The sequence below is a fragment of the Herminiimonas contaminans genome, assembly GCF_015645465.1.
Classification (GTDB): Bacteria; Pseudomonadota; Gammaproteobacteria; order Burkholderiales; family Burkholderiaceae_D; genus Oxalicibacterium; species Oxalicibacterium contaminans.
In genome coordinates this window covers 14,007-28,302 of sequence record NZ_JADOEL010000006.1, presented here as the reverse complement: position 1 = coordinate 28,302, position 14,296 = coordinate 14,007, and the positions used below count along the sequence as shown (strand labels likewise).

Annotated in this window: 11 protein-coding genes; all 11 read right to left on the bottom strand. The window is 50.4% G+C overall.

The window, feature by feature from the left end; genetic code table 11:
* Window positions 1-9: 9 nt before the first annotated feature.
* Window positions 10-690 carry a Fe2+-dependent dioxygenase gene (locus IXC47_RS09280; RefSeq protein WP_195875427.1) on the bottom strand — a complete coding sequence of 227 codons (681 nt, stop codon included), beginning with the start codon at window positions 688-690 and terminating at the stop codon, window positions 10-12.
* Window positions 691-768: 78 nt separating this feature from the next.
* Window positions 769-3,027, bottom strand: a complete 2,259-nt coding sequence (locus tag IXC47_RS09275; protein WP_195875426.1) for a catecholate siderophore receptor Fiu — start codon at window positions 3,025-3,027, stop codon at window positions 769-771.
* Between the two features lie 258 nt (window positions 3,028-3,285).
* Complete coding sequence (locus IXC47_RS09270; RefSeq protein WP_195875425.1) at window positions 3,286-3,966, bottom strand: Fe2+-dependent dioxygenase; 681 nt, start codon at window positions 3,964-3,966, stop codon at window positions 3,286-3,288.
* Window positions 3,967-4,047: 81 nt separating this feature from the next.
* On the bottom strand, window positions 4,048-6,324 hold the full coding sequence (locus IXC47_RS09265) for a catecholate siderophore receptor Fiu (RefSeq protein ID WP_195875424.1): 2,277 nt from the start codon (window positions 6,322-6,324) through the stop codon (window positions 4,048-4,050).
* A 224-nt stretch (window positions 6,325-6,548) separates the two neighbouring features.
* A complete protein-coding gene (locus IXC47_RS09260) occupies window positions 6,549-7,631 on the bottom strand; it encodes a PepSY-associated TM helix domain-containing protein (RefSeq protein WP_230089479.1) in 1,083 nt (360 codons plus the stop codon).
* Between the two features lie 114 nt (window positions 7,632-7,745).
* On the bottom strand, window positions 7,746-9,863 hold the full coding sequence (locus IXC47_RS09255; RefSeq protein WP_195875422.1) for a TonB-dependent receptor family protein: 2,118 nt from the start codon (window positions 9,861-9,863) through the stop codon (window positions 7,746-7,748).
* 212 nt (window positions 9,864-10,075) lie between these two features.
* Window positions 10,076-10,885: a polyphosphate kinase 2 family protein gene (locus IXC47_RS09250; protein WP_195875421.1), complete on the bottom strand. Its 810-nt coding sequence runs from the start codon at window positions 10,883-10,885 to the stop codon at window positions 10,076-10,078.
* A gap of 2 nt (window positions 10,886-10,887) precedes the next feature.
* On the bottom strand, window positions 10,888-11,340 hold the full coding sequence (locus tag IXC47_RS09245; protein WP_195875420.1) for a CoA-binding protein: 453 nt from the start codon (window positions 11,338-11,340) through the stop codon (window positions 10,888-10,890).
* A 66-nt stretch (window positions 11,341-11,406) separates the two neighbouring features.
* Window positions 11,407-11,829 carry a F0F1 ATP synthase subunit epsilon gene (locus tag IXC47_RS09240; RefSeq protein WP_012081462.1) on the bottom strand — a complete coding sequence of 141 codons (423 nt, stop codon included), beginning with the start codon at window positions 11,827-11,829 and terminating at the stop codon, window positions 11,407-11,409.
* Between the two features lie 97 nt (window positions 11,830-11,926).
* The gene (gene atpD / locus IXC47_RS09235; RefSeq protein WP_195875419.1) at window positions 11,927-13,327 is read right to left on the bottom strand and encodes a F0F1 ATP synthase subunit beta; all 1,401 of its coding nucleotides are present in this window, start codon (window positions 13,325-13,327) and stop codon (window positions 11,927-11,929) included.
* Window positions 13,328-13,402: 75 nt separating this feature from the next.
* Window positions 13,403-14,272 carry a F0F1 ATP synthase subunit gamma gene (atpG, locus tag IXC47_RS09230; protein WP_195875418.1) on the bottom strand — a complete coding sequence of 290 codons (870 nt, stop codon included), beginning with the start codon at window positions 14,270-14,272 and terminating at the stop codon, window positions 13,403-13,405.
* Between the last annotated feature and the right edge of the window lie 24 nt (window positions 14,273-14,296).

Below are 14,296 nucleotides of genomic sequence, written 5' to 3'. Positions count from 1 at the left end.
CTGCTGCATTTATACCTGCGCCCAAAGTCGCAATAGATTGTGATAATGCCCGGTCAGGCTTATGGTTTCTTCGCAGTCGCCTAGCCTGGCCCTTAGTTTCTGAATGTTTTGATCCAGTTCAAATAGCAAGCGACGCTTGCCGTCATCCGCCACCATGCTTTGCACCCAGAAGAAAGAACTGATGCGTGCACCGCGCGTCACTGGCTCAACTTTGTGCACACTACTGGCCGGATAAAGAATCAGGTCTCCTGCTGGCAGTTTTACTTCATGCTCGCCGTAGGTATCGGCAACGATCAGCTCACCGCCTTCATACTCCTCAGGTTCGGTCAGGAACAAAGTACACGATAGATCCGTCCGTAAGCTGAGATTGGAACCAGGAATAGCACGGACCGAACCATCGATATGAAAGCCATAGTGTTCACCACCTTCATAGCGGTTGAAAAGTGGTGGCATGTAGCGCATCGGCAATGCTGCGGATATGAAAAGAGGATTTTTCAGCAAAGCCTGAAGGATGCTTTTACCAAGCACCATGCCGACCGGGGATAGTTCTGGTAGCTGACGATTCTTCTTCACTCGCGCACCTTGCGCGCCCACCGTCGCCTTGCCATCTACCCAATCAGCGGCAGTTAGTTTTGCTCTGATATCTGCAAGCTGCACAGGTGTCAGCACCTCTGGGATATGCAACATCATAACGAATACTCCAATGAAAAGAGCCCCTCTGTATCAGAGGGGCCCGGTACACCAGTTTAAAATTTCAATTCCGATTCATCAGAATTTCAGGTTAGCCGTCAGCAAAGCATTGCGCTCCACTCCCGGTTGGTAACGCGAACCACCGTTGTTGATACGCGCAATATATTTTTTGTTGAACACATTGTTGATATTGAGCTGCAACGATAGATTCTTGTTGACCTCGTATGAAGCCATTGCGTCTGCCACCCAGTAATCGGGCATCGTCCACAAATTGGTTGTGAGCGGTTGTGTGACGTTACTACTACGAGCAGCAGTATCTACATAACGCGCACCGCCACCTATCGTGACGCCGCCAGGCAATTTATATGTAAGCCAGGAGGAGAACGTCAGCTTCGGAGAGAAAACGATGACACCACCCTGGTTCGTTGGCGCCCCGCGCACAATCTTGGAATCCATATAGGACAGCCCGGTGCTGACATTCAGTTGCGGCGTAATCATGCCAACCAGGCCTAACTCGATACCATCGACACGACGTTTACCGATCTGGCTATATGTAGGCGGCGTAGCACCGTCTGAAATGAGTTCCTTCTTGTTTTGACTGCGATAAATCGCAGCGGTCGCTGCAACGCGATTTTCGAAGAGATCCCACTTCGTACCAATTTCTATATTGCTGCCCTCTTGCGGATCCAGACTGGCATTTGACTGATTATTTGTATTGGCAGACAAAGAGAAGTTGGAACCACCGGGTGGTTGGAAGGAAGTAGACCAACCAGCATAAATGCTGCCGTTGCTCGCCGGTTTAAACACTGCACCCAGCTTCCAGCTCAACAAGGTGTCAGACAATTTTTGATTTGGGTTATTAACAAGCGTTGTGCTTCCCCGGGGAATACTCGCAGATTCCGTTGTGGTTTTGAATTTCTCCCAACGCAAGCCACCATTCAGCATCCAGCGATCGGATAGTTTTAGCGTGTCGAATACGTATAAAGCAGTAGTGAATGTATCTCCGTCGGTGTACGCACCATTTTGCTGAGGCATATTCGCCGGCATATATCTATCCGGCGCATACAGATTCGCCACAGGCACACCTACTGCGCTGGTAGCGGATTGAGTCTTTTGTCTTTCGTAGATAAACTCCAGGCCTGCTGACAATGTATGTTTGCCGATACCTGAATCGAACTCGGTGGTGATATTCGTTTGATTGGTCGCGATGTCGTTGGTCTGCACCCTGCCAGCACGTGACCGGGTCACTGTAAATGTAGCGGGATTTGCACCCAATGCTGCGCTCACCCCAGTGACGCCGGTAACAACCAGGTCCTGCTTGGATCGACCAACACGAGTCGTATTTCGAATGGTGGTTCCTGGTGCGATATCGTGCTCAATCTTGGCTGTCACCATATCGACATCGACGTCATTCCGGTTACCGTTTAAACCATAGTAATTTTTTGATCGCGCAGCCGCGCCAGGTTGGAGCGCATTACCGCCATAGCCGTAACCAGGCATGCCATACGTTGGTACACCACCGTCAGGGATATTTTTCTGTTCAATATGCATGGAGCTCAAGGTAGTGCGTGTAGACGTACCTATGCCAAATGCCAGCGATGGCGCAATACCGAGACGTTTGCTATTGATCACATCGCGGCCGGGGACATCGTAGTCTTGCGCAAGAAAATTCAGTCGGAAGGCAGATCCTGGAATACCGACATCCAGCTTGCGGTTAAGATCAACCGTTGCGCGTTGCCTGTCGTCGGTTCCTACTATCAGACTTCCTGATGTGATGTTTTGCAATTGCGGGGTTTTCGACACGAGGTTGATGTAGCCTGAGGAAGTACCCCGACCGTTATCAGAGCCAGATGGCCCCTTGATGACCTCTATCTGCTCCAGATTGAACGTGTCGCGCGATATCGCACCAAGATCACGTATCCCGTCTATATATATGCTTCCGGATGTATCAAAACCGCGCATGAAGACAGTGTCACCGGTAGAAGTATTACCACCCTCACCTAATTGCAATGTAATCCCGGGTACATTTGTTAGCGCTTCTTCCAGAGTGGTTGCAGCTTGCTGCTGCAGCAACTCTTTCTTGATAACGGAAATGGTTTGCGGCGTGTCTACCAGAGGCTGGGTAAACTTAGGCGATGCAACAGTGTCGGCTTTATAGTTCTCTGACGCACCACCCTTCACCGTAATTTGCGGCAGGTTTTCTGTTCGTTTTGCGTTCGCCTCACCCGTCTGTTGCGCGTGTATCGCGCCGGGTAATGCAATGAATGCCAATGCGACTGCTGCAGAACAGTTTAAGCGACGCGCAGCAGGATGCTTGCGACTTTTTATGTGAGCCATTTATGATTCTCCCGATTAGTTGGACAACGCATGCTGGCTGTCTCTACTGTCGGCATCAGGAGATCTGAAGCACGAAGAAATGGCTGGCGGTCAGTTATCGTATGTCAGATACGAACGAGAAAAATCTGTTTCTCATGAGCGCAGGGAACCAAGCACAAACGATTTTATGGATGGCCGATCTGCTTCCATCGTTTGCCAAACAGACCGGATCAAGTATCGACAAACAATCATTACAACTAAGTACGGGAGATACTCGATTTATACGGAGGCCCACTGACGCAACAGATTGTGATAATGCCCGGTGAGTCCGACTACCTCTTCACAGTCGCCTAACTTTGCGCGCAGTTTTTGTATGTTCTGATCCAGTTCAAACAACAAGCTACGCTTGCCGTCATCAGCAACCATACTTTGCAGCCAGAAAAAAGAGCAAACACGCACACCACGTGTAACCGGCTCTACTTTGTGCAAGCTACTAGATGGATACAGGATCATGTCACCTGCTGGCAACTTCACTTCATGCTCACCATAGGTATCAGCAACGATCAATTCACCACCGTCGTAATCTTCCGGTTCACATAGGAATAAGGTGCATGACAGATCGGTACGCAAGCTCAAATTAGAGTTAGGAATATTACGTACCGAGCCATCGATATGAAAACCGTAGTGCTCGCCACCTTCGTACCGATTGAATAGCGGCGGCATGTAGCGCATGGGCAAAGCTGCGGCAAAGAACAAAGGATTGTTCACCAAGGCTTTCAAGATGATTTGGCCGAGCTCCATCCCGACCGGTGACAGTTCCGGCAACTGGCGGTTCTTCTTGACCTGCGCTCCTTGTGCGCCGACGGTCGCCTTGCCATCTACCCAATCGGCAGCATCCAGCCGTTGCCGGATTTCGCTTACCTGGGCAGGCGTCAGTACTTCGGGTATATGCAGCATCATGGTGGTTACCTCAATGAAAAAAGCCTCTCCCTAAGGAGAGGCTTATCAGTATAACTTCAGCTCCGGGCTACTTTTATAAACTTAGAAGCGGATATTTGCGGTCAGACGTGCCGAGCGCTCAATACCTGGCGTGTAGCGATAACCACTCTTGTTGATCGACGCTACGTATTCTTTATCGGTCAGGTTGTAGAGGTTAAGCTGCAGGTCGAAGTTTTTCGTAACTGCGTATGTCGCCATTGCATCGTAGACCCAGTAGGACTCGGTGTGTGTCGGGGTACCAACTGCACCATCCGAAGGCTTACGCAAACTATCAACAAAGCGTGCACCGCCACCTATCGTGAAGCCGCCTGGCAGCTTGTAGGTAGTCCATGCTGTAAACGCCTGTTTTGGTGTGTAGCTCAAGCCGCGGGTACCGTCTGCAGCAACTACTGCGCCACTGGTGACCTTCGTGTTCATCACGGTATAGCCTGCGCTCACTGCCCATGCTGCGGTGATGTCACCGACCACGCCCAGCTCAATACCTTGTACGCGCTTCTTACCGGTCTGGAAGTAGCCGTCGGTAGCATTGCCTTCAACTTCGTTGGTAATTTCCGTGCGATACACTGCTGCAGTCAACGCCAAACGTTTGTCCAACGCATCCCATTTGCCGCCGATTTCAGCGGTCTTGGTTCCTTGCGGATCATAGTTAACGTTGGCCGCGCTGTTGCTTGCTGCGCTCAGTGCAAAGTTTGCACCGCCAGGTGGTTGCTTGGAAGTCGCATACGACGCATACAGGCTGCTGTCTTCGGTAGGCTTGTACAAGGCACCGAGTTTCCAGTTAACCAAGGTACCTGATGTGCTCAAAGGAGCATTTTGTACAACCAGACCCTTCGTAATGCCGTTACAACGAGCAGTACAATCAACACCGAGCACACCATTTCCCAGTGTCGCATTTTGGTAGTCTGTGTCATAGCGATCAACCCGCACACCGCCATTGATCTGCCACTTAGGACTCAGTTCCAGCGTATCAAACAGATATACAGATGCGGTGTTGGTCGACCCTACCGCATTGTTGCCATTAGTAACCGGATTGAAGCCTACGCGCTGAATTGCCGGGTTCGGGAAGTACAGGCTCGAATTGGCCAAAGTGCCCAGGCTGTTTGGATCATAGCCTACGTTCCATTGCTTCTCGTGCGAGAGTTCAAGACCTGTCACGACCGAGTGCTTGATTCCACCGGTATCAAATTTGGCAGTCAGATTAGTTTGGTTTGCAATGATCTCGTTTTTCTGATCAACGATTTGCGAACTGCGCGCCAGATTCCAGCTAGCAGGGTTAGCCGTTGGTGCAGCCAGCGTCATAAAGCCGGTCAGCAGGTAATCCTGCTTGGTGCGACCAAAACGCGTAGTATTTTGCAGCTTCACATTCGGCGAGAAGTCGTGCTCGATGCGCGCCGTTACCATATCCGCGGTGACTTCCTCGTAGTCGCCAGTAGTACCGTAGAAATTCTTTGGATTTACCTTCACGCCGCTATTGAGGAAAGCGTTGGTGTTGCTGTAACCAGGCAAACCGATGGTAGGAACACCGCCGTTCGGAATATTGTTCTGATCAATATGCAGGTAGTTCAAATATGTTCTGGTATTGGTATTGAGGCCAAAGGCGAGTGCAGCAGCGATACCTTGACGATCACTTTTCACCACATCACGACCTGCGATACCAGAATCGTCTTTCAAGAGATTGACGCGAAATGCTGCGCCACCTTCGAGATTTAAAGGCTTGTTCAGATCTGCTGTAACACGCTGGAAGTTACCGCTGCCAAGACCGATAGAGGCGGAATAAGCTTCTTTCATCGTTGGTTGCTTAGTCGACAAATTGATCGAACCAGTTGGTGATCCACGACCGGTATCTGCACCTGCAGGACCTTTGGTGACTTCGATTTGTTCGATGTTGAACATATCGCGCGACACCGCGCCCAGGTCACGTACACCATCCACAAAAATGGAACTCGAGGTATCAAAGCCACGCATATAAATCGCGTCGCCTGTCGTGGTATTGCCGTTTTCACCCAAGGAGAACGTGCCTACGCCTGGTGTGTTGCGCAGCGCTTCTGTCAGAGTTGTGCCACCTTGTTGCTGCACGATTTCTTTCTTGATGACGGTGATTGTCTGAGTGGTATTCAGCAATGGCTGCGTAAATTTTGGCGAAGAAACGGTATCTGCTTTGTAGCTGTCAGTGGCGCCATGCACTTCGATTTCGGGCAATACATCCGCTTTTTGCTGCGCAGAAACTGCACCTGGTAGCGCAATAAATGCCATTGCAACCGCTGCCGAGCAGCCTGAGCGACGCACAACAGCGTGCTTGCGGCTTTTGATATGAGCCATCTTTATTCCTCTGGATATGGGGTAAGTATTTAGGCTGGCTAGTCTGTAACCGGCGCGGCAGCAATTTGTCGGCGGTATGTATCAGATGGCTGGCAACCGATGAGCATCGGCCAGAGTTGAATGATAATAATTCGTATTACGAAGAGCAACGAAATCCAGCGGATTCTTCTGGATTTATTATTTTTTGTTGCAAATGACGGTTAAGAAACCGTTAAGAATGTTGCTTACGGGCGTCGACGCCACCACAACCAGATTCCAGTAATACCAAGCATGCCCAAAGCCAGCCCGCTCAGAAAGGTCAGCGCCTCCAAAGCGATGCCACCCAGTTCACCGGTATGCAATGGATACACAAAAGAGAACGCCCGCGCGCCGGGATCAAGTTGATCCCAGCGATACGCGGCCAGCACTTCCCCGGTTTTGGGATGCAGGTAAACAGATGTCAAACCATTGGGATGCGGATCGTCTGCCAGGAGCAAGCGCAGGCGCACCGGCTGATTAGGTTTGGCCGATAGCTGTACGTAAGTAATCGGATCCGTCGGAAACACTGCATGTCCGCGAGCGACTAACTGATCCAGCGTGACTATCGCCGGTTTCGCTGCCTCTTCTTTCGACAGCACAGGTGGCTTGATCGCATCACTACCGCTCAGCGTAGTAACAAACTGTCCCAACGGACGCCACGCCATATACGCACCAGTAGCAACCGAGACGGCTATCAATAAACCAAGTACGGCACCACCTATGCGATGCATATCGAACAAGCCGCGCAACAAGCCTTTGCCCAGTTCGATTTTCAATGACGGCGGCCATCGCTTCGGCCACCACAATATCAAACCGCTGATTAAGAGGATCAGGTACGCGAGTGAAATCCAGGCCAGGATCGCTTTACCCGTATCCTTTAACAGCAAAGCGCTATGCAGCTTGAAAGTGAAGTTTACAAATCCATCGTACTCACCACGCCTGCCTTGTTCACGGCCAGTTGTGGGATTCAGATACACGGTCCCGCTCCAAGGCTCACCACGCACGATTACCCAGTAAGTATCGCCGGCTACGCGCGGTGGACGCAGGGTGAAATTACTCTTGTTGCCGAACTCGCTGATCAATTGCTTGCGTATTTCTTCCAGAGTCACCGGCACGGTATTCGCTGCCGCGGCACTGGTCGCAACCTCGGCTTTAAAGAGTTCTGGATGCATCCACTTGTCGAGCGGCTGCGCGAGTATAAGTATCGCACCCAGCAAACCTACCAACGACAATATCCAACCGACACTAAGCGCTACCCAGCGATGGGTTTTTACCCATATGCGACGCATGTTAACAACGCGGGTGGTAGTTGGCTGTGAAGGAAAAGAAGTGAGCATATAAATGACAAGGCCGGTCAGTGAGACCGGCCGTTTGTTAAAGGGCTTGCGATAAAAGAGCATTCATCAAAATGCCAAACGCGCTTGTAAGTAGATCATGCGTGGTGCGCCAACCAACTTCCCTCTATTGCCGTCGGTAGTACGGGTAAAGTAACGTTCGTCTGTCAGATTGTTAACCCCGCCAAGAATTTCCAATCCTTTTTGATTCGGTACTTTCCAGTTGACCTGTGCATTCCACAAGCGGAACCCTGGAATGACGCCATTGCTACCATCAATACTTTCAGCAACAGTATTTTTTTCATCGGCAAATTGCTTACCTTGGTGTGTACTTGAAAGGTTCAGGCCCCAATTCCCAACGTTATAGCGTACGCCAACTGTATCGGTATTACGTGCATAGAATGGCACATCATTACCTGCGGTTATACCCGACTCTAACGTAGCGCGAGTATATGTATAGTTAAAGTAGGCGTTCAGTCCTGCAAAAGGCCCTGCTTTATCAAAGGTGTAGTCAAACGCAGTTTCGATGCCATTGTGCGTAGTTTTTCCTAAGTTGTAGTAGGACAATGACGTGCCACTCCCAACGGACTGAATTTGATTGTCAAAGCGAATATTAAATGCCGTCAGCTCAGCCGAAAAACTTTTGTTTTGCCACCGCATACCCGCTTCTGTTGTCCTGGCCAATTCTGGCTTCAACGGCGTTGTCGGTGCCACAGGTGCCGCCAACTGGAAATTCTGAATAGTTCCAAATGAAGTTCCATAGTTAGCGAACAAGGTTATATCTTGGGTTAGAAGATAAGCAATGTTCAACGATGGTAACGGCTCGTTGTTTTTGATTTCTGGGCTCTTGCCTGTCGTACGATCGCTACTCACCGATTTAATCCGCTCAAAACGAATCCCTGGTGTAATCCGCCAGGCACCGAAAGCGATCTTGTCATCTATATATATCGCGTGTGCATCTGTCGAGTTATCGACTGTTGTCTGCGCAGTCGCAATACCTGTCGCAATTTTTTCACTAAACTTGTTGTCATCACCACGCTCACGTATGTAGCGATAACCGACAGTCATATCATTTGTAGTGTTACCGATAGTAAAACGCTGCGTATAACGCGGTTCTATACCCAATGTTTGATAGCTACGCGGCTGATGATCGATATCCGTTTTGTTCGTATTGTTGAATAGCGTGCTCTGGCGATTGCTTTCATTGTAGTAAGTTCGAATCTCAAATTCCTGGGTGTCGGAAATAGTATTGATATAGCCAATATCGAAAGCGGTACGATCTCCACTCCAGAAATCCGTAGGGCGCGTATTCTGGAATGGATTCGCGTTGTACTGAGCAGTCGTCAAACCACCCGGCGTTCTGGAAGTAACGTCGTAATAGGAAAATTTACCGTAGATTTCTGAGGTAGGGCTCAGTTCATAACGGAACTTCAAGGCGATATCATTGACCTTTTCATCGCTACCCACACGCCAATCGCTTCCACTCATGCCCGAGTACAACACCGCAAAGCCCAAACCATTTTCCAGTTGCTTGCCCGCAAATGCACTGTACTGAGTATTGCTTCCGCCCTTGCTATAGTCATTCTGACGTACAGATACATCTCCAACAGCTTCGCTCCCCGTCGGGATTGAACGAGTTTTGAAATTGATGATGCCACCGACGTTTTGCGGCCCGTAACGTACGGCACCGCCACCACGCACAACATCTATCGATTCAATATTGTTCAAACTCACTGGTGCAAACGACAACTGCGGTTGGCCATAAGGTGCAACCGCCATAGGAATACCATCAAGCAAGACCGTAGAACGCGGTGAGTACCGACCAGCCAGACCACGCACGCCAATATTAAGAGAAACCGCACTACCCGCACTGCCGGAGTTATCGGTACTTTGGACACCAGGTATGCGGCGCATCACGTCACTAATGCTGGCAGCCCCAGAATTTTCTATCTCTTCCTTTTTAACTACCGTGCGCGCACCTGCGTAGCGTTTTACGCTGTTTTGCAAACCTGTCCCGAGCAAATCACCACTTACCTGGATCGCTTCCAGCGTGGTTGGCTCGTCTGCCTGATTCGCCGCTTGTTGTGCATGAGACAAAAGCGGGAACGCCATCATGGCGACAGAAACTGCAGCGGAACATTTCAGCTTGCATAGCGATATTGAATTGCGGCTTTGAACATTCGCCATGGGACTTTCTCCGTTTTGATTAGTGCGCACTGGCTGATCTTCTGACAGCGCGACGTAGTCGGCGTGGAGAGAATGGCTGGCGGGGACAGGGACAAATCAGACCGATTTGTCTGGTCAGATAATGATAATGATTCGCGTTTTAAGGGTCAACGCATATATGCCGCATTGTTGCTTTTTTGGTGGCGCAAAGCGACTACTTTGCGCCACCCGCTTCAAATTACTTTCAACTTTGAAAACGCAGGATTCCCCGGCGGAAATTCCGGTTTCAATTTATTCAGTTTCTCCAGCACGATGCTGCTGATGACCAGATTACGATGTGTCTTGGAATCTGCCGGCACCACATACCAGGGTGCATGATCCGCATCAGTTTCGCGTATGACTTCTTCGTACTGGTTCTGATATGCGTCCCAACTTTTACGCTCTTCCAGATCGGCAGGATCAAACTTCCAGTGCTTGTTTGGATCAGCTATACGTTCTTCCAGCCGCTGCTTTTGCTCTTCCTTGGAAATATGCAGGAAGAATTTCAGCACCAGCGTGCCGGTCTCTGCCAGCATACGTTCAAAGTCGCGGATGTGTTGATAACGTCGCTTGCATTCCTTGTCATCTATCCAGTCGTGTACACGTGTAATCAATACGTCTTCGTAGTGGCTGCGATTGAAGATGGTAAATTCACCGAAAGCCGGCACCTGTTTGTGGATACGCCATAGGAAGTCGTGTGCTTTTTCTTCCGTGCTCGGTGCCTTGAAAGCGATACTCGCCACGCCTAAGGGATCGATCTTGCCGAACACACCTCGTACCGTACCGTCCTTGCCCGAAGTATCCATGCCTTGCAGCACGATGAGTATCTTGTGTTTGCGTTCCGCATATAAGACTTCCTGCAGCTCTGCGATCTGCAAGGCCTGCTGTTCGACCAGTAGCTTGTCCTTTTCCTTATCGCCACTGGAGAGCGGCTTCTCACCGGCTTTTGCTTCTGTCAGCTTGAGTTTTTTATCCGCCCGGAATGTTTGCTCTGTACTCGCCATGCTCAGCCCCTGTTGGCCTGTTCGGCACGCCATCTGGCGTGATCAACTTTGGTACAGCGGTCTGCTACCACGTCCAGCCCGGCTGCGCGCGCTTTGTCGGTCGCCGCTTCATTAATGATGCCCATCTGCAGCCAGAACGCCCTGGCTTTGATTGCAATAGCCTCATCTGCAATGGGCTCCACCAATTCAGACTTGCGGAACACATCTACCAGGTCAATACGGATCTGCTGCTCAGCCAATGCTGCAGCTGCCTGCGTCAGTGTCGCATAGCAGTGTTCACCGAGGATATGTGTGCCTGCACTGACCGGATTGACCGGAATGATGCGGTAACCATGTTTCTGTAAATATTCTGCAACGTAATGGCTAGGGCGATCCGGCTTCGGTGAGATACCTACCACTGCGATGACGCGTGATTCGGCGAGAATTTTGTCCGCTATCTGGAGATCATTATTCATAGATTCTTTTTCCAAAAACAAAAAGGGCAGCCTGAGCTGCCCTTTATTGTATGCGGGATTTGCCGATTAGCGTTTTTGACGCAATCTTTGAATAGCCGCCAACTGTGCAATTGCGCTGGCCAATTCGGCCTGTGCTTGTGCGTAGTCGATTTTCGATTCTTTATTGACCAGTGCTTCTTCGGCCAATTGTTTAGCTTCCGCTGCCTTCGCTTCATCCAGGTCGCCACCACGGATCGCGGTGTCAGCCAAAACCGTAACTACATGCGGTTGTACTTCCAGGATACCGCCTGCAACGAAGACAAATTCATCTTCAGCCTGGCCTGTAACCTTGATGCGTACCGCACCTGGTCGGATGCGTGTAATCAAAGGCGTATGTCCCGGCAAAATCCCGAGCTCGCCCGATTCACCCGGCAGCGCGACAAATTCTGCCTCGCCGGAGAAGATTTCTTCTTCGGCTGAGACCACGTCTACGCGCATTGTATGTGCCATGTTAGAACCTTATTCATTCGTTCAAAGATCGATACAGGATCGATACGAACTTGCAGCTAACACACCGCTGTTACGCGGCGTGTCAGCTGCTCAACGATTAGTTGAGTTTTTTCGCTTTTTCGATTGCTTCTTCGATGGTACCTACCATGTAGAACGCTTGTTCTGGCAGGTGATCGAGTTCGCCCGATGCGATCATTTTGAAGCCCTTGATCGTATCTTTCAGCGAAACGTATTTACCAGGCGCGCCGGTAAAGACTTCAGCAACGTGGAATGGCTGCGACAGGAAACGTTGCATCTTACGAGCACGTGCGACCAGCAGTTTGTCTTCTGGTGCCAGTTCGTCCATACCCAGAATCGCGATAATGTCGCGCAATTCTTTGTAGCGTTGCAGAGTACCTTGAACAGCGCGTGCTGTTTCGTAGTGATCTTGACCAACGACCAGTGGATCCAATTGACGCGATGTCGAATCGAGTGGATCAACCGCTGGGTAGATACCGAGCGAAGCGATGTCACGCGACAGAACGACGGTGGAATCCAAGTGAGCAAAGGTGGTTGCAGGCGATGGATCGGTCAAGTCATCCGCTGGAACGTAGACGGCCTGGATCGATGTGATCGAACCAACTTTGGTCGATGTAATACGCTCTTGCAGACGGCCCATTTCTTCAGCCAGTGTAGGTTGATAACCCACAGCGGAAGGCATACGACCCAGCAACGCGGAAACTTCGGTACCAGCCAGTGTGAAACGATAGATGTTATCGACGAAGAACAACACGTCTTTACCTTCGTCACGGAATGCTTCAGCCATGGTCAAACCGGTCAACGCAACGCGCAGACGGTTACCTGGTGGTTCATTCATCTGACCGTAGACCATCGCTACTTTCGAGTTGGCTGGGTTTTCCAGGTCAACTACTTTCGCGTCAGCCATCTCGTGGTAGAAGTCATTACCTTCACGAGTACGTTCACCAACACCAGCAAACACGGACAAGCCGCTGTGTGCTTTAGCGATGTTGTTAATCAGTTCCATCATGTTCACGGTTTTACCAACACCCGCACCACCGAACAGACCGACTTTACCGCCTTTTGCGAACGGGCAAACCAAGTCAATAACCTTGATACCTGTTTCGAGCAAATCTTGCGATGGCGACAGTTCGTCGTACGCAGGCGCTTTACGGTGAATCGATGCTGTGCGCTCATGGCTCACAGGACCGCATTCGTCGATAGGGTTACCCAACACGTCCATAATACGACCCAGTGTGGCCGTACCGACTGGTACTGTGATTGGATTGCCGGTGTTTTGGATGATCATGCCGCGACGCAAACCGTCGGATGTACCGAGCGCAATGGTACGAACAATACCGTCACCCAACTGTTGCTGAACTTCCAGCGTCAGTTCGGAACCTGCCATCTTCAAGGCATCGTAAATCTTAGGCATCGCATTGCGGGGAAATTCAACGTCCACCACCGCGCCGATACACTGAACGATTTTGCCATCAGCCATTTTCGTTCCTTCAATATAAAAATTTAAAATCTGGTTGTTGAGGACAGCGCATTACTACGCTGTCCAGCAATCGAATTAAACCGCAGCCGCACCGGCGACGATCTCGGAAAGTTCTTTCGTAATCGCTGCTTGACGCGTCTTGTTATAGACCAGCTTCAATTCGCTAATCACGCTACCGGCGTTGTCGCTTGCCGATTTCATCGCGACCATACGTGCCGATTGCTCGGACGCGAGGTTTTCTGCAACAGCCTGGAAAATCAGCGCTTCAACGTAACGCACCAATAATTCATCGATCACGGTTTGTGCATCAGGTTCGTAGATGTAATCCCATGCCAGCGAATCTTCATCTGCCTTCAGCTTTTCAGTCGCCAATGGCAGCAATTGCTCCATCATTGGCTCTTGTTTCATCGTGTTGATAAATTTGGTGTAGACGATATAAACAGCGTCCAGCTTGCCGTCCTGATATGCATCCAGCATCACCTTGACCGGACCAATCAACTTGTCCAGATGCGGGGTGTCACCGATTTGCACCGCATGCGACACGACACGCGCGCCGATACGATTCAGGAAGCCCAAACCTTTGTTACCGATTGCAACTGCTTCGACTTTCTTGCCTTCTGCTTCCAATTCGCGCAGCTTGGTCGTCACAACACGCAAGGAGTTTGTGTTCATACCGCCGCACAAACCCTTGTCAGTCGTTACGATGATGAAACCGACCGTCTTCGACGCATCCGACTTCACCAGAAACGGATGCGTATATTCCGGATTGGCTTGCGACAGATTCGCAGCGATATTGCGAATCTTGTCGCTGTAAGGACGTGCCGCGTGCATCCGGTCTTGCGCTTTACGCATTTTGGATGCAGCGACCATTTCCATCGCCTTGGTGATCTTCTTCGTATTTTCTACGCTCTTGATCTTGCCACGTATCTCTTTGCCTGAAGCCATGAGTTGTTACTCCTTATAGCCCCA

Coding starts and splice junctions, on each gene's coding strand:
- IXC47_RS09280 (WP_195875427.1), bottom strand. CDS start 690: ATGATGTTGCATATCCCAGAGGTGCTGACACCTGTGCAGCTTGCAGAT.
- IXC47_RS09275 (WP_195875426.1), bottom strand. CDS start 3,027: ATGGCTCACATAAAAAGTCGCAAGCATCCTGCTGCGCGTCGCTTAAAC.
- IXC47_RS09270 (WP_195875425.1), bottom strand. CDS start 3,966: ATGATGCTGCATATACCCGAAGTACTGACGCCTGCCCAGGTAAGCGAA.
- IXC47_RS09265 (WP_195875424.1), bottom strand. CDS start 6,324: ATGGCTCATATCAAAAGCCGCAAGCACGCTGTTGTGCGTCGCTCAGGC.
- IXC47_RS09260 (WP_230089479.1), bottom strand. CDS start 7,631: ATGCGTCGCATATGGGTAAAAACCCATCGCTGGGTAGCGCTTAGTGTC.
- IXC47_RS09255 (WP_195875422.1), bottom strand. CDS start 9,863: ATGGCGAATGTTCAAAGCCGCAATTCAATATCGCTATGCAAGCTGAAA.
- IXC47_RS09250 (WP_195875421.1), bottom strand. CDS start 10,885: ATGGCGAGTACAGAGCAAACATTCCGGGCGGATAAAAAACTCAAGCTG.
- IXC47_RS09245 (WP_195875420.1), bottom strand. CDS start 11,340: ATGAATAATGATCTCCAGATAGCGGACAAAATTCTCGCCGAATCACGC.
- IXC47_RS09240 (WP_012081462.1), bottom strand. CDS start 11,829: ATGGCACATACAATGCGCGTAGACGTGGTCTCAGCCGAAGAAGAAATC.
- atpD (WP_195875419.1), bottom strand. CDS start 13,327: ATGGCTGATGGCAAAATCGTTCAGTGTATCGGCGCGGTGGTGGACGTT.
- atpG (WP_195875418.1), bottom strand. CDS start 14,272: ATGGCTTCAGGCAAAGAGATACGTGGCAAGATCAAGAGCGTAGAAAAT.